13 protein-coding genes and 1 pseudogene are annotated in these 15,728 nt (G+C 60.6%); 5 read left to right on the forward strand and 9 right to left on the reverse strand.

The window, feature by feature from the left end; all coding sequences use genetic code 11:
• Window positions 1-82: 82 nt before the first annotated feature.
• Window positions 83-1,885 (reverse strand): thiamine pyrophosphate-binding protein, encoded by a 1,803-nt coding sequence (locus EOA85_RS03300; RefSeq protein WP_127208360.1) that lies wholly within the window; start codon window positions 1,883-1,885, stop codon window positions 83-85.
• A gap of 368 nt (window positions 1,886-2,253) precedes the next feature.
• On the opposite strand from EOA85_RS03300, the gene EOA85_RS03305 reads away from it, so the two are divergent.
• Window positions 2,254-2,943, forward strand: coding sequence for a hypothetical protein (locus tag EOA85_RS03305; protein ID WP_127208361.1), 690 nt, complete (start codon window positions 2,254-2,256; stop codon window positions 2,941-2,943).
• A 27-nt stretch (window positions 2,944-2,970) separates the two neighbouring features.
• Here EOA85_RS03305 and EOA85_RS03310 read toward each other — a convergent pair whose 3' ends face one another.
• The gene (locus EOA85_RS03310) at window positions 2,971-3,792 is read right to left on the reverse strand and encodes a helix-turn-helix transcriptional regulator (RefSeq protein ID WP_127208362.1); all 822 of its coding nucleotides are present in this window, start codon (window positions 3,790-3,792) and stop codon (window positions 2,971-2,973) included.
• 151 nt (window positions 3,793-3,943) lie between these two features.
• On the opposite strand from EOA85_RS03310, the gene EOA85_RS03315 reads away from it, so the two are divergent.
• Together EOA85_RS03315 and EOA85_RS03320 are read left to right on the forward strand one after the other, a co-directional pair.
• Entirely contained in the window at window positions 3,944-4,933 is a 990-nt protein-coding gene (locus EOA85_RS03315; RefSeq protein WP_245485586.1) for a Gfo/Idh/MocA family oxidoreductase, read from the forward strand.
• A 97-nt stretch (window positions 4,934-5,030) separates the two neighbouring features.
• Window positions 5,031-5,924, forward strand: coding sequence for a sugar phosphate isomerase/epimerase family protein (locus tag EOA85_RS03320; RefSeq protein WP_245485587.1), 894 nt, complete (start codon window positions 5,031-5,033; stop codon window positions 5,922-5,924).
• Here the strand turns inward: EOA85_RS03320 and EOA85_RS03325 are convergent.
• Complete coding sequence (locus EOA85_RS03325) at window positions 5,911-7,152, reverse strand: MFS transporter (protein ID WP_127208363.1); 1,242 nt, start codon at window positions 7,150-7,152, stop codon at window positions 5,911-5,913. The two genes, EOA85_RS03320 and EOA85_RS03325, sit on opposite strands and share 14 nt — an antisense overlap.
• Before the next feature lie 257 nt (window positions 7,153-7,409).
• On the opposite strand from EOA85_RS03325, the gene EOA85_RS03330 reads away from it, so the two are divergent.
• Window positions 7,410-8,411: a glycoside hydrolase family 3 N-terminal domain-containing protein gene (locus EOA85_RS03330; protein ID WP_127208364.1), complete on the forward strand. Its 1,002-nt coding sequence runs from the start codon at window positions 7,410-7,412 to the stop codon at window positions 8,409-8,411.
• A 48-nt stretch (window positions 8,412-8,459) separates the two neighbouring features.
• Here the strand turns inward: EOA85_RS03330 and otnC are convergent.
• From otnC to EOA85_RS03360, 6 genes and pseudogenes are all read right to left on the reverse strand, one after another.
• A pseudogene (gene otnC / locus EOA85_RS40055) lies at window positions 8,460-9,090 on the reverse strand (3-oxo-tetronate 4-phosphate decarboxylase).
• A gap of 76 nt (window positions 9,091-9,166) precedes the next feature.
• A complete protein-coding gene (locus EOA85_RS03340) occupies window positions 9,167-10,264 on the reverse strand; it encodes a GntG family PLP-dependent aldolase (protein WP_127208365.1) in 1,098 nt (365 codons plus the stop codon).
• An 11-nt stretch (window positions 10,265-10,275) separates the two neighbouring features.
• Window positions 10,276-10,953: an aspartate/glutamate racemase family protein gene (locus tag EOA85_RS03345; RefSeq protein WP_127208366.1), complete on the reverse strand. Its 678-nt coding sequence runs from the start codon at window positions 10,951-10,953 to the stop codon at window positions 10,276-10,278.
• The gene (locus EOA85_RS03350; RefSeq protein WP_127208367.1) at window positions 10,950-12,635 is read right to left on the reverse strand and encodes a choline dehydrogenase; all 1,686 of its coding nucleotides are present in this window, start codon (window positions 12,633-12,635) and stop codon (window positions 10,950-10,952) included. Before EOA85_RS03350 ends, EOA85_RS03345 begins: the two co-directional genes overlap by 4 nt.
• Window positions 12,636-12,649: 14 nt before the next feature.
• Window positions 12,650-14,134, reverse strand: a complete 1,485-nt coding sequence (locus EOA85_RS03355; RefSeq protein WP_127208368.1) for an aldehyde dehydrogenase family protein — start codon at window positions 14,132-14,134, stop codon at window positions 12,650-12,652.
• Between the two features lie 139 nt (window positions 14,135-14,273).
• Window positions 14,274-14,996 carry a cytochrome b561 domain-containing protein gene (locus EOA85_RS03360; RefSeq protein ID WP_127208369.1) on the reverse strand — a complete coding sequence of 241 codons (723 nt, stop codon included), beginning with the start codon at window positions 14,994-14,996 and terminating at the stop codon, window positions 14,274-14,276.
• Window positions 14,997-15,246: 250 nt separating this feature from the next.
• On the opposite strand from EOA85_RS03360, the gene EOA85_RS03365 reads away from it, so the two are divergent.
• A partial coding sequence (locus tag EOA85_RS03365; protein ID WP_164759467.1) for a GntR family transcriptional regulator occupies window positions 15,247-15,728 on the forward strand: 482 nt, incomplete at its 3' end.

A 15,728-nucleotide genomic window follows, 5' to 3' on the forward strand; every position in this document is an offset into this window, starting at 1 on the left:
TCGCGAACGCTGAACGCGCCGCCTGCAAATGCTGGGACAAGCGACGGGGAGCGCGTTGTCCACGCTCCGACGTCAGGTTCTGTCAGAGGTGCTGTTCGAGAACCCGCATCTCGGCGTAAGCTGCCTGCTCCTTCTCGTAGTAGGCAGGGGATGGGAAGTCCCACCAGCCTGTCGCGAACGGGCCCGCAGCGTCGCGCGAGACGATGACTTCGACCAAGGCCGGACCGCCACATTCGAGCGCTGCCTTGAGGCTCTTTTCAAGGTCTTCGTCCTTCTCGACCTTCCAAGCCTCGATACCGAAAGCCCGGGCGGAGGCAGCGATATCGGCGGAATAGGGCGCGCCGTTGCCGGCGTGATGATTGAATTCCGACGCGATATGACGGCCTAGGAATTTGCGCTGACCGCCCCGGATCGACATGTAGCCGGAGTTGTTCAACACCAGGAACACGACGTTGATGCCGTTCATCGCAGCCGTTCCCATTTCCGGAAGCGACATCATGAAGTCGCCGTCGCCGACGATCGCAACCACTTGCCGGTCGGGACAAGCGAGCTTCGCGCCAAGCGCGGCGGGCACGGCCCATCCCATCGGCGAGTAGGAGCCCGAGGTCAGATGCGTGCGCGGCTCGTAGACCGGGAAGCTCTGCTTCACCGCGCCCTGGGTATTGCCGGAGCCCACCACGACGATGCCGTTGCGGTCCAGCACCTTGCGCAGTGCCACCAGCGGACGCTGGGAGGTGAACGGCGCTTCGCGGCTGTTCTCGCGCGGCGACACCTGCGCCACCCAATCCGCTTTGGCCTTCCTCACGTCGGCGAGGAATCCTTCCCGCTTGGCAATCCCCTTCCTGGAGTCGGCATCGGAGATCAGCGCCAGGATAGCCTCGAGCGCAGCCTTGGCATCGGAGACGATGCCCACCTCGGTCGGGTAGGTCTTGCCGATCTCGCGCGGGTCCAGGTCGATATGGATCAGCTTGCCGGGCGGAATGGAGAAAGAGACGCCCTTGGCGTAGGACGACGCCGACCAGTCGGTAAAGCGGCAACCGACGGAGACCACAACATCGGCGGAAGCGGTGATCCTGTTTCCGCAGGTGGTGCCGGTTTGCCCGACGGCACCGATGAACAATTCATGATCTTCGTAAATCGCACCCTTGCCGTTCCACGTGATGGACACAGCCGCGCCGAGCTTCTCGGCCAGGCGGGTCAGCTCGGCAGAAGCATTCGCCGTGATTGCGCCGCCCCCGGCCACGATCACCGGACGTTCGGCGGATAGCAGAAGCGTTACCGCCGCCTCGATCGCACGCGGATCCGGATAGGCGACGCCGATCGGCAGGCGCTTGTCCAGCGGATGGATCGTCACCTCATCGGCCTCGACCTGCACATTCATCGGCACCTCCACATGGACGGGGCCCGGACGGCCTGTCAGCATTTCGCTGAAGGCGCGGTGCATGATGGATGGCAGCACCTTGACCGAATTGGCCTGCCAGGCGCGCTTGGTGACCTGTTCGGTGATGCGCGGAAAGGCGTTGTCCTGCTGACGCTCGATCTCCTGCATCGTGCCGTGGCCGTGCATGTAGGTCTGAGGCGAGCCCGAAACATAAAACAGCGACGTCGAGTCGGTATAGGCGGTTGCCAATCCGATGATCGTGTTCGTGGCGCCCGGTCCGACCGAGGTAGAACAGGCCATCGGCTTGCCGCTCGCCCGGTAGTAGCCGTCGGCCATGTGCACCGCGCTCTGCTCGTGCATTACCTGAATGAAGGGAAGTTCAGAACCTTCTTCGAGAAAAGCGTCGAACAAGGACCAAATGCCGTGGCCTGGGACACCGGCTACATATTCGACGCCATATTCCTTCAGCGCTCTTGCAACGACCTGTCCGCCGGTTAGCTTCATGAGTTCGGCCCTCTTATCTGCCTTGCTTCCGAAACGAGGCGCTCTCTCTCCTCGTCGATGCCCTATTAAGCAAACGCTCCCGCGACACGGGCAAGTTCGCAGGAGAGGTTTATTCGACGCAGGGTGACGCGCTCAGCGAGAAGTATTGCACCGATTTTGCAGCTGTCGCTGGCCTAAGCGCCATGCGGAGGTGGATCTCACCTGGAGACCGGCACAGAGGCGATCGGGGTCGGGACGGCAATGCAGCGCACATTGGCGCAAGTCTCACTGCGGGTTGCGTCAAAATTCGAAGAGGCGCGCACTTCCGCATCCGACCCCAATATGTCTCTCTGATGTTTCTCAATCAGTGCCGTTGACGGGCGAGAACGATGCGCAATCAAACAAGGGATCTGACTTTCGCGGACGGATTCATTTCCGCACAGTTGGTCGAAAATGTCTCCGACCGTGAGATCGAAGATGCAGTCGTGGTGAATATCAGCCCGTCGCCGATGATCACCGGTGACGAACACCCTGCCATCGTCCCCGCATGGAAATCGACCTGGCTGAAGGGCGGTCGCATCAAGTCGGCCGAGCGCATCGCGGTGATCAAGGTGGTCAACCCGACGAACCTTGGCGGATGCATGTTCCGCGGCTGGGACTGGCTGGGGAACCGGATCAAAAGCTTTCCACGCGACACGCCGCTCTTTATCTCGGCACAAGACACAATAGGGACGGTGTGGACGGACCCTTACGTCTTCACCAACGAGCGCCGCAGCGATGAGGCGCCGCAAGAATTCACCTTGAAACTGAACCTTTGGTGGGCGCCCGGAGACACCGATTGCTTCATCCATCACAAGCATCCGTTCTTGGAAACCCATGCGCAGATCCACGGATGCGGAAGGATGCAGAAATTCCGACAGAATGACGCGGCGACGATTTACGAGGATGTGGTCATGCCGATCGGATATTCGCATGACCCTTTCTGCCGCGTGACTGGTCGCAACGAATGGACCTACCCATGGCATCGCTACTACGCGGACACCGACTCAGTCTGGCTGGCAGTCGAACTGCATCCGTAGCGCATCAACCCTGACACGGCGCGTTCACTACATCTGGATCATGTCAGATCCGTCACCCAGATACTGGAGCGCCTCGCGCGGAATAATCGGATCATTGCGATCCATGACGGTGAGTTCGGCAAGGTGCTCGCGCTTGATGAGACCCGGACCACGGTAGTGTAGCGCGACCTTGGTCGAATACGGGGCACGGAACACATTGGCAGCGATGCCGCTCGTGATCCCGAACATGAACCGCTTCGTATTGCGCTTGACCTGCGCGTACACGCCAAACGTCAGTTCGTTGGACTGGATGCCTTCGAAGTCGGCTGTGAACAGGCGATCCGATACGGGGAAACAAAATCCATAGTACTTGAAGATGTACTCTGTCTTGTCAGGCTTATCCAGGCTTGGAAATCTCTCCACGTAATAGTGCTGTAGAAATTCCTTATTTCTGTATATGCAGAAGGCCGAACGTAGAATGAACCCTCTATAGATGGAGGAGTATTGATACCTGTCGTAGACGCCAACGATCTCGTTATCCTGCGTCTCGTTCTCGACGATGATGTTCGATACAAAGCGCGAGAATTCGGGCAGCCGTCGCGCTGTTGCCATCGCATGAAAGAAGTTTCCGTCAACAAGGTTCCGAAATTCATCCGGATCTGAAAACAGGATCGGGACGCTCAGGCCGAAATAGTTAGCAATGATTCGCAGATTGGATGCGGACGGAACGTGCGTTCCCGAGAGGTACTTGTTGAACTGCTGCCTGTTAACGTTGATTTTCCGGCACACGGCAGCGACCGAACCATGGCGGTCGCAAAGAGTACGGAGATTGGCCGCCAAGGCAGCCGGATCTTCCCCGATCGAACCCATTCTCCGACTCCCCACCCATTTGATGCGATCAGACGCTATCACTACGCCACGTTGAGAAGGACATCAACCCGATGCGAAGTTGTCGGATTGGCCTTCCGTTCGCATAATTGACCGAAGCAGATGAGAGGGATGCCCTGTGTCAGCGGATGCAATGACAGGCTGGTCGGTCATGGGGACGGGGACGATCGCAACTGAACATATGGTCAATGCAATCCGCGCGATCGGACACCATCCGCTGTGGGTCGTGAGTAGAAGGAAGCGCGACGCGGCGGACTTCGCTGAGGACCTCGAGATCCCCAAGTGCTCCACGGACCTTGCGCGTGTGTTGCGCGATCCCGCAGTCGGGTTTTCGTATGTAAGCGCCCGGTTAGCGCGCAGACCACACTATATCTCCGCCGCCGCGGGGGCGGGCAAACATGTGCTTTGCGACGGCCCAATCGCCCCTACCAGCAAGGCCGCGGCGGCCATGGTGAACGCCTGCCGCAACGCCGGTGTTCTTCTCGCCGTGAACCAGCCTTTCCGCGCCTCCGGCGTTCACCAGACGATGAGGCGGCTTATCGCGGACGGCGAAGTTGGTCAGGTCCTATCAGTCCTCGTCGTCCGCGGCGGACCCCATGGTCTTGGATTTCGGAGAAGCGAGCCACCAGATGAGTCTGACAAGATCTTTTTGGGAGCGTCGGTGGACGACATCGACTTGGCTCGATTCCTGACAAATGCTGAGCCGGTCGAGGTCAATGCGGTGTCTTCGCCTCCGGGGGACTTGCCTAATCTGCTGGCCTACACGGTCCGGCTCGACAATGGAGGGATCTTGCAAGTTCACGAGAGCTTCCGGACGGCCGATCTGGAAAGCACGGTGTTGGTTGCTGGAGACCGTGGCGCGCTGCTGGCCAACGGGACTTTGAACGCGCGCTCCAGCGGAACGTTGGTTCGCAGGCATGCCGGCCGGAACGAGTTGGTTCCCTTGCGCGAGCGGGACCCCTACGCGTTTACGGCAGCCGATTTTGTGAGCTCGCGGGCGCAGGGCTCCTCCTGGCTCGCGCGAGGCGAAGACAGCGTGATGGCGCTCACGGTAGCCGAGGCTTTGCTACTCTCATCTCGCAAACGCCGGACGGTGGCGATCACGGGTGAGAGCGCTCGGTAGCTCGTTGCGGGGTTGCCTCCTCGCGGGCCCCTTTTTCGTCGGAAATCGGCGCGAGGTGGCCCGGTAAGTCCGGAATTGTTCGGACCTCAAACGCAGGATGGACGGAGGAAAGACTATGCGACAGCGGAATCAGATCATCTTCCATTCGCTTGCCGCGAAACATGGAACCCTGGCGCTGGATCTCGATATTACACGAAAGCTCGGCTTCGACGGGCTGGAGGGATCGGGAGCTAAGATCCGGCAATTCCTGGATGCCGGATTCTCTGAAGCCGAATTGCGTACCGCGATCGGCGACACCTTTATTCCCGGCATCGGTTTCCTTCTCGATGTCGAGCGTCACGGTGATGACCGGCGAGCGTTGCTGAAGGACGCCAGCGATCTGATTGAGTTGGCCACAGCCGCAGGTGCAAAGGGGCTCGAAGCAATCACAGGGCCAATTAGCCTGGCAGCTTACGCCAACGCGGCTGCCGTGCCGGATCTCTATAGAGGCGTCATTGGCCTTCCGCTCCAGGAACAGATCCACATCACGGCTGCCGGTTTGGCGTCAGTTGCAGACATTGCCGCCGAACGCGGGTTGCTGATCTATTATGAAGCTCTGTCCTGGACGCCGCTCAACACGCTCGACAAACAACTCCGAACGCTGGAGCGCGCAGGGCGGTCGAACATCAAACTCGTCATCGATTTCTGGCACTGCTACACCGCTGGTGAAACTCCGGAGAGTATCGCGCGGTTGGACAAGGACCTCATATATGGCGTTCACATCTGCGACTCGCTGCCGTTCGATGGCGGCATACCTGATGAAGGCGTTCTACGTGATGTGCCGACCGGAAAGGGCGTCTTGGACCTCAAGGAGTGGGTCGACGCGGTAAAGGCGACGGGCTTCCAGGGGTGGTGGAGTTGCGAGTTGTTTTGTCGCCGCCAGCACCAGGAAAACAGCTATGAGATCGCGGCCGGATTGAAGACCCTGATGGAAGACCTCATCGGCGTTTGAAAGCGGCGCCGGTGGCTGCCCGCCCACACCCCGAGTTCGCCGCCACGGGCGTCGTGCGCCTCAATATCCTAGTGGCCACAGCGATAAGGAGGAAAGCGACGCACACCAGCCCAAAGCTTGCGGCGAGCGATGAGGCCTGTGCGATGAAGCCGAGCAAGGCAGGACCGAGCAGCAGACCAGCATAGCCCATGGTGGTGACGATCGACATTGCTTGACCTGCCGCCGCACCACCAGCCCTGCCTGCGGCGGCGAAAACCGCGGGGACAATGTTGGCCACGCCAAAGCCGGATGCTGCCAGTGCACAGAATACGATTACGAGATTGGAGGCCACGATAAAGACGAGGACGGAGACGGCGCAAACCATGGTTGAGACCAGCAACAGCGTTGTCGGCCCGGTCTTCGACGTCATCCAATCGCCAGTCAGCCGGCCGATCGCCATCGTCGTCGCAAAGATGGCAAAGCCATAGGCACCGGTGCTTTCGGCGGCGCCAAAAATCGTCACAATGTAGACTGCGCTCCAGTCCATCATGCCGCCTTCAGCCAGAAGAGCGAGGAATGCGATCACGCCAAGCAGGAACAAATGAGGTCGCAGAGCTGGGTCGAGCGAGCCGCGCCTTGCCCCAACGCTTTTGACGCGCTGATCGGCACTCACTCCACTCCTCGAACCACTCAGAGCAACTGCTGCGAGGCAGGCGACGCTCAGGCCCGCCGCGCTCATGCAAACGGTCAGAGCGCCGCCATTGGCAAGGATTTGACCCACAAGGAAGGCGCCGGTCAAATTGCCTAGGCTGAACGCGCCGTGAAGCGACGACATTATATGTCTATTGACGCGGTTTTCGAGCACCGAGGCGTCGGTGTTCATCGATACGTCGAGAGTGCCGAAGCCGGCGCCGGCCACGAAGACGGCAGCGGCCAGCAACGGAACGCTCGCCACGTGCGGCACAACCACGAGGGCCACTGCGAAGACCAGCGCCCCGCAAATACTGATGGTGCTGCACTCAAAACGCCTCGTCAGATGTCCGACATTGACCATCAGCAGGATAGCGCCCAACGCGAAGCAGAGCAGCACGAGACCGAGTAGCCCCTTATCCAGATTGTTCTTAGCTGCGAGCACCGGAAGAGACGCGGCCCACGCGCCGATGCCAACGCCCCCGCTGAGAAAGAACAGACTGCATGCCAGACGGGCTGGCATCGGGAAATGAATCATCAGGAGTTTCTCGCTGGCCATGGGTCGCTCGGATCTGGAGGATCGAACCAACTTCCCGGCGGTGCCTGAAGCATGAACCCGAGCTCGACCATTGTTCCATTGCGCATCGTGCCGATTATCGACGCAGAATGACGCACCTAGCCCACATTTGATCAATATTGCCTCTTGTTAATTCACGATTTTGTTGCGCTTCTCGCCTGCTTGTGCACGAAGTGTGGCATCAAAATCGTTTTCAGGCCTGGGCCATCCGTTTGTGCCCATTCGTGACGGGAGCAATCATGACATCGGACATCGCGCGGGCGGCTAACGCCGTTCTCTTTCCGGCTTTCGACAACTGGGACCTGGATGCCGACATGCGACCCTTTCTCGACTCGGGCGGCTGTTCCCTGCTCGTTGGCGAGTCACGGCAGGAATATGTGCAGCGGCGAATGAGCGAGGAGCGCCGCGACAGCGAATCGCCTGATCTTTTCCGCGCTCATTTGGCAAGGCTCAAGGCGAGCACGGATGGCTTGATTGTTGCGGTTGACGAGGAACTGGCAGGAATACGCCGCCTGGAAGGGCTCGTTCCGGATTTGCCTTCGCTGGCCGCCGCTATCGCCATGCCGGACGCCGATCTGGAAGCGGCTTGCTTCGGGAATGCCGCCGCAGCACGCGAACTCGGTGTGACGATGTACCTCGCGCCGATCGTGGACGTCGTCGACGGTACCAACCCTTGGCTGCTGAACCGAACCCTCGGCCGTGATCCGGATGTCGTGGCGCGGCTCGGAGCAGCATTTGTGAGAGGCGTGCAGAAAGCCGGTATCGCAACCGCAACAAAGCATTTTCCCGGCTTTAATCACCTGCCGCTCGATCCCGCGCTGACGGATGTCGTTCTCGAAACCGAAACAGGACAGATCGAGGTTTATGCGGAAACGTTCGCCGCGATGATTGCCGCGGGAACGCGGGCAGTTATGGTGGGACCCGCAGCGGTTCGATCAATTGATCCCATCAACGCGGCCTGCGTCTCGCCCGCTGTCATATCCATGTTACGCGAGAAATTCGGCTTCACGGGCCTTGTTATCAGCGATGACCTCGACGCCCCCGCCACAGCGCGCGGACAAAATCTGATCGACACCGCCGTTGCGTCGTTGAATGCCGGCGCCGAGCTTCTGCTGTTCAGCGGACGGTCACATCTTCGACAGATAAGCGAAGGTTTGGTCGAGGCGGTCAGCTCCGGCGACCTTTCCGAGCGACGTCTGCTGCAGGCTGCCGAACGAGTGAGGTCATTTGTCTCCTCTTAGCGACAATCTGACACTCCCGGTCGCTAGCGCGACCTGCTTGGTGCACGGCTACATCTGGGGAAAGTGTTTGCGCAAGTCGGCTTCATCCTGTTCTGTCAGCAACCGCACGGGTGCCGAACGCAGGATCATCAGCAGTTTCGCTGTTTCTTCGAGTTCCTCCGCGGCAGCCACGGCCGATGCCAGGCTCGTGCCGGTTACAACCGGACCGTGATTGGCCAAGAGCACCGCAGCAGACCTGCCCTCCAGCTGCGCAATCAGTTCTGCCGCGGCTGCATGTCCAGGTCGTGTGTAGAACAACAGTTGTACCGCCCCTACCCTCATGACGACATAGTATGTCAGCGCCGGGATGCAGTCGTTTGGATCGAGATCGACTAGGCAGGAAGCGCCGTGCAGTAGGTCGAGTGAAGGTGCACGACCGCGCGCGTCGCGGTGCGACTGTCGTAGAAGGTCCGGTGGAGAAAGATCTCCTTCGAAGGCTTGTCGCCGGAGAGATGCCGTCCGTCGCGGCTCACCTTGGAGATACGATCGGGATCAAGCCCAGGCATGAATTGGTCGGGGTGGTAAGGATGCCGTCCTCGACCAGGCACGAAATGTTCGCTGCCGCCCCGACCGAAAATCCGCGATCGGAAAGCGATCTGGACAGACGGACAATTTCCCGGCGCGCGCCGCTCTCGTTCATCATTGGCACGCCATTCTCGCCAAGGCTTTTGCAAAAATTAGTCGTCGGCGATGACGCCCAGCAGCTTGGTCTGCTCCTAGTAGACGACCTCAGCCGCGGTGGTGTCCGCGTCGGCACAAACCTTCTGCCGCTGCGCGAGGTCGAAAGCTCTGCCGATGATGCCCGAGCAAAAGACAATGTCCGAAGTGGACACCTCCCGATGTGTGACCAGCCGGATTCGGCCAGACTTGGGGGGAGTGATGACGATGCCGGACGCACGGAGTTCGGATTGGAAAAGATGCTGATCGAAGCCGTTGGGGACTTTTAGGAACATCATGTTGGTCTCGACGGCCTCGACGTCGACCTCAAGGCCGGCATCGCGAAGCCGTGTCGCCAGCAACCTCGCGTTCTCGTGATCGACTGCCAGCCGTTCAACCATCGACTTCAGGGCTACGCGGCCGGCGGCGGCAATCACGCCCGCCTGGCGCATGCCGCCGCCGATAACCTGACGCCAGCGCCGGGCAGCCTGAACGGCGTCTGCGCTGCCGGCAACGACTGCGCCGAGAGCGCAGCTCAGGCCCTTTGATAGGCAGAACGTCGTCGTATCCACATTGCGCATGAAATCGCGAACCGGTCGGCCCAGCGCCACCGCAGCGTTGAAGATGCGTGCGCCGTCGAGATGAACTTTGATGCCGCTTGCATGCGCAACATCGGCCAGCTCGGCCAGATGGGATGGGTCCGTGACCCGTCCGCCGGCTGCGTTGTGGGTGTTTTCCAGACAGAGCAGGCTTGGGGGCGCACTCAGCCGCATCTGTGTCTCAGCGATGGCCTGCTTCAGGGCGTCGACACCGATCTTTCCGGCCACTCCATGTACCGGCTTTGCCGTAAGCCCCGCGATTGCGGCTGGCCAGCCGCTTTCATTAATCTGAATGTGTGCGTTCGCCTCGACGATGAATGAACTGCCGCGCGGCGAAAGGGAAAGCGCGCAGACCAGGTTGCCCATCGTTCCGCTGATGACCAGCATCGCGGCTTCCATGCCGAGCAGGTCGGCCGCCTCCTCCTCTAAAGCGAGAACAGTGGGGTCGTCGCGAAAGAAATCGTCGCCGAGTTCGGCCCTCGACATCGCTTCGATCATATCCGCCGTCGGACGCGTGACCGTGTCACTGCGTAGATCGATGATCCGCTTTCTATTCACGTTTGACTCTGTCACGCGGCTAGCCCCGACAATTCCCTTGTCACCCAGGCGAATCCGATACGCGGACTGGTGAGGATCGGTGCGTTGACGGCCTTCACCAGCGGCAGCGCTGCGGCCATGGACGCCTGCGCGAGCACTACGACGTCGGCGTCGAGCGCGGCGGCGTTAATACCGTCTGCGACGGCCTGAAGGTATCGGTCCGTGTCACCAGACAGGAACAGCGCACGCGCCTCGTCGAGCACCATGCTTTCAATAGTCGGTGCGCGGCCCATCGCCCCCGCTTCGGATTTCAGTAAGGAAACCGTCGGCTCGATCGTGGTGCGCAGGGTGGCGAGCACCAGGATGCGCTCGCCGAGCATCAGACTTTCGCGTGCCATGGCTCGGTCTATGCGGAAGACGGGAAGGTTCGAAGTCGCGTTAGCCAGGTCGGCTGCGGCTCCGATCGTGGAACAGGTGCAGACAACGGCATCGATGTCGTCATGCGTCTGCTCGGCGATCGCACTCGCGGCCGCCTCGATCACCTCGGGCGTCGCCTGGCCGAGATCAATCGCGCACTTGAGCAGATCCTCGCGAACGGTGTGCCGGAGAACAACCCAGGGCGCGAGTTCGGCGGCGAGGGCGTCAAAGACGGCCACCAAGGCAGGGGCTGTGTGAAACAGACGCACCGTTTTCCTGGCGGAATCGCTCACCTGCGCCCTCCAACCACCTTTGGGAAAAGCCGCTTGTCCTGCTGCTTATCGGCGACAGGGATGACTGCCTTCGGCTCCCGCCGCTTCAAGATGGCATCGACGCCACGCTCACCGATCATGATGGACGGTGCGTTGGTATTGCCACTGACCAGGGTCGGCATGATCGAAGCGTCGATCACGCGCAGTCCTTCCACGCCACGCACCTTGAGGTTCGTGTCAACGACAGCCGTCTCGTCGTTGCCCATCTTGCAGGTACCGGCGGGGTGGAAGTCCGTCTTCGCCCATTGCCGGATGTAGGCGGCGATCTGCTCGTCCGTGCGCACATCTTTCCCGGGCAGATGCTCGGCCTTGTAGAGCTTGCGGAAGCTGGGCTGGTTCAGGATTTCACGCGCCAGCTTGAAGCCCTGAATGCTATGGCGCCAATCGTTGGGATGCGACAGGTAGTCGGGGTCAATCAAAGGCTCCGCCATCGGATCGGCAGAGGCGAGTGTGACCCGGCCCCGGCTTTCTGGCCGCAAGTAGGCGGTGTTGAGTGTCATGCCGTGCCCGGCCACCCGAACGCGCCCGTGGTCGATGACATAGGCTGGCAGGAAATGCATCTGGATGTCCGGCCAATCCGCCTCACCGTTTGTGCTCACGAAAGCACCGCCTTCGCAGACGTTGCTGGTGATTGGGCCGCTGCCGAAGATCAGGAATTGCAGGCCATACCACAGAGCCATGGGGGCCCGATCGTGGCCGTTGTAAGAGACCGGCTCCTTCAGGCTGACGCAGCAGTAAACGTCCATGTGGTCCTGAAGGTTCTGGCCGACCGGCAGATCGGCGACCGGCGCGATTCCGAGCTGCTTTAAATGAGAAGCGGGGCCCACCCCCGAGAGCATGAGCAGCTTCGGCGAGTTAATCGCGCCGGCCGAGACGACGACTTCAAGTGTTGCAGTGACGGTCTCCGGTCTGGTCGAGCCAGGCAAGATGTAGTCCACCGACACGGCGCGGCCGTTCCTGATGCCTATTTTGGTGACGCGGGCCTTGGTCACGACTGTAAGATTGGGCCGCGACCGGTTGGGATAGATGAAGGCAGCGGCCGTGCTCGAGCGCCGCACCGCCCGTTGCGTGACCTGATAGTAACCGACGCCATGCTGGCTGCGGCCGTTGAAGTCTTCGTTATACGGAAATCCAGCCTCCTGTGCGGCCCGCACAAATTTCCGCGTTAGCTCAATCGGGAAGCGCTGGTCGGAGACGCCCATCGGCCCGTCAGTGCCATGAAACGCGTCGGCAAAACGCTCATTGTCTTCCGAACGGCGGAAGTAGGGCAACAGGTCTTCATAACCCCAGCCTTCGTTTCCCTGTTCTAGCCAGGAGTCGTAATCTTTGCGGTTGCCACGAATATAGACCATGGAGTTGACCGCGCTGCCGCCCCCCAGCAGCTTTCCCTGCGGAAACAGCAGCGCGCGATTATCGAGCTGCTTTTGGGGAACCGTCGACCACTCCCAGCGCACCTTGCTTCCCTGCAGCCGTGCGTATCCTGCTGGCCAGCGCACCAGCGGCGAATTGTTCTTGGCGCCGGCCTCGAGCAGCAGCACCCTGACCGACGGGTCTTCGCTCAGTCGCGAAGCGACGACGCAGCCTGCCGAGCCGCCGCCGACCACGATGTAGTCATATTCCCTACTCACTTCCGCACCCCACATCCACGTCCAGCCCGTCACACGACAGCGCTACCGATCCAGCGCGACGCATAGCCGCCGCTGCGGATCTGAACTGTCTTGATGTCCATGAATTCTTCGACGCCAAGCCGACCGACCTCGCGACCAATCCCGCTTTCGCCGACGCCACCGAAGGGAAGTTCGGGCGGCCCATCGAGGTAGGTGTTGATCCAAATCGTCCCCGCGTTTATGGCGCGCGTGGCGTTCATCGCCGCGGTCACATTGGCAGTCCAAAGTCCCGCCGACAGCCCGTAGACTGAATCATTCGCAAGCGAAACTGCTTCCTCGATCGTGTCGAAGCTGAGAATCGACAGCACTGGGCCAAAGATCTCCTCACGGGCGATGCGCATATGCCGCTGCACGCCAGTGAAGATCGTCGGGTCGACGAAGCGGACCTCGCCCTCCTCGCGATGCGTGCCGCCGAGTGCCAGCGTCGCGCCTTCCTCGCGGCCGTTCGCGATGTAACGGACGATCTTGTCATATTGCTGCTTGTTGATGATCGGTCCGACAAGGACACCTTCGGCTCGAGTGTCGCCAACACTGATCCGAGAAGCGTAGTCGACAAGCTTCCTGGTGAAATCCTCGGCGATCGAGGATTGCAACAGCAGCCGGCTGCCCTGGTTGCAGGATTGCCCGGCGTTGAGAAAGGCGCCGTGCAGCGCGGCGTCGAGCGCGGCGTCGAGATCAGCGTCAGCCATGACGATGTGGGCATTCTTGCCCCCGAGCTCGAGCGACACCTTCTTCAGACCATCTGCGCCGACGCGCATCGCGTGCTTGCCGACGGTCGTAGAGCCTGTGAAGGAGATCATGTCGACAGACGGATGGTGCAGCAGCGCATCGCCGCAGCTGCGTCCCAGGCCGGTGATGATGTTGAGCACGCCGTCCGGTAAGCCAGCGTCCTTCAGGATCGGCCCGAGGAGCAGCGCCGTCGCGCTGGTCAACTCGCTTGGCTTGACAACGGCTGCGCAGCCGGCGGCCAGCGCGAAGGGCAATTTCTGGCTAACGATGAGGAACGGGAAGTTCCATGGCGTGATAATCGCCGCGACGCCGAGCGGCTCGCGGACGGTGACGGCAAAATAATTGCCGCCAAGCTGTCCGAAGCTGTCACCCGTCACTGAACGCGCCTGCGTTGCGGCATAATCCCAAAGCATGGCCGAGCGCTCGATCTCTAGCCGTGCCTGCCTTGCCGGCTTGCCGCTTTCCGCCATCTCGAAATAGGCAAGTTCCTCAATTTCCAGGCGGATGTTGTCAGCAGCGTTTGCGAGGACTGCGGCACGCTCGGCTCCGCTTGCCGCTGACCATCCCGCCTTGAAAGCCGCCATAGCAGAAGAAACCGCCGCGTCGACGTCGTCGGCCGTCGAATCGCGGAAGAGAGAAACGACAGCGCCGCTGGCCGGATCGCGCCGCTCGAGCTCCGGGCCGTTGGCGCCACGCCAGGCGCCACCGATCCAGTTGGCGAACCGCCGGGCCGCTCGTTGTGTCATGATAACTTCCTCAGCGGACCATAAAGCTAGGGCTCATCCACATGAATGAGGCCGCTTCCTATTTTACAGCATTGTCATTTTCAGAATGTTTGTCAAACAAATAGTAAGCGAACGGACGCGGTGGGAGCGACCTCCTCCTTCAGTCCGCGCCGCCGCCCGATAACCTGTCAATCCGGGCCTTATTGAACGGGTGATGTGCGCCCGTGCCGAAGTTGGATAAATAGGTATCGTGCCGGAAGCCGATCGCTTCCAGAACGACAGCGATCACCACCCAGAACACCACGACCAGGCCAAGCGTGATCGCGATGCTGGTGATCCAGTATTGCGAAAGGCCAGTGGCGACGGCGCCGATTGCAGACACCATAGCAAAATAGCCGACCGTCTTGTGGTAAGCCTCGAACCAGCGCCGCCTCGGGCTCATGTCGTAATGATCGCCTCGCGTGAACACGGGATCCGAAGTTCCCTGCACGGGGTCGCGTCCGCCATGACTTCCGCGCCAGCGTGCGCTGACGATCTGCAGCACTCCGAGAATCAGCGTTCCGATGCCGAAGACTCCATGAAGGGTGTTGCCAACGCCGCCAGCCGCTGCGACGGCGATCAGACCGCCGACCAAGCTCGCCGCGATCAGTACGAACAGCCCGACGCGATGCACAGTGAACCACAACAGCTTGCGGCTGAACATCGGGCTGCCCTTAGGGATGCCACTGACCGAGGGCGGTGGCTTGCCGAAACGCGTCAGCGCGACCACTGCAGGGATGAATACAATCCAAATGGCGAACATAAGCCAAGCATGCAAATCCCAATGCGGCGGAACAGACACGCCGAACCAGGCTTCAAACAGGGGAATCGGCGCGTCTGTCACACCTTGTCCTTATAGATCAACAGGGTCGGGGCGCGTAAAGCCGAAGGGTTCCTCGCGCCGTTCGGAACCGACCGACCTACGAAGCTGAACCAACAGACCTCTCGACGTTGGCCGCCTGTCACGGATTTGCCGGGAAGGGCCACACATCCGCTCGCGATGGTTTCGACGAAGGATGTCAGACTTTTATCGCGCCATCAAGCCTGATCTGACTAATTGCCAAATATCTTACACATATGTAAAGCTAGCTCTCATGTCCTCCACCCACAAAACCAAGCTCTCCGAGAAGCTCTATGAGACACTGCGGCGGCAGGTGGAGTCCGGAGAGTGGTCGCAGGGCACCCGCATCCCAACAGAGATGGAGTTGGCCGCGCAGTACGCTGTCTCCCGGCCGATTGTGCGGGAGGCCCTAGTCCGTCTGCGGGATGACGGAGTCATCAGTTCAAAGCGCGGCTCGGGAAGCTACGTCCTCGATGTGGCCGCCGTGGGGCCGCGGAAGTTCCGCGAGATCGAAAACGTCGCGGATGTGATCCACGCTTTCGAGTTTCGGCTCAGCATCGAATGCGATGCCGCCGCGTCGGCTGCGGTGCGGCGAGACGAAGCCGATCTTCAAATCCTGTCCGCTGCTCACGAAGCCTTCAGCCGAAGCGTGGATGACGAAGGTTTTGGCGACCTCGACTTCGGCTTCCATCTTGCAGTGGCTCGTTCGTCCCACAATCCAATGTACTCTGCTAC

Source organism: Mesorhizobium sp. M5C.F.Ca.IN.020.29.1.1, from assembly GCF_003997375.1.
Taxonomy (GTDB): Bacteria; Pseudomonadota; Alphaproteobacteria; order Rhizobiales; family Rhizobiaceae; genus Mesorhizobium; species Mesorhizobium wenxiniae.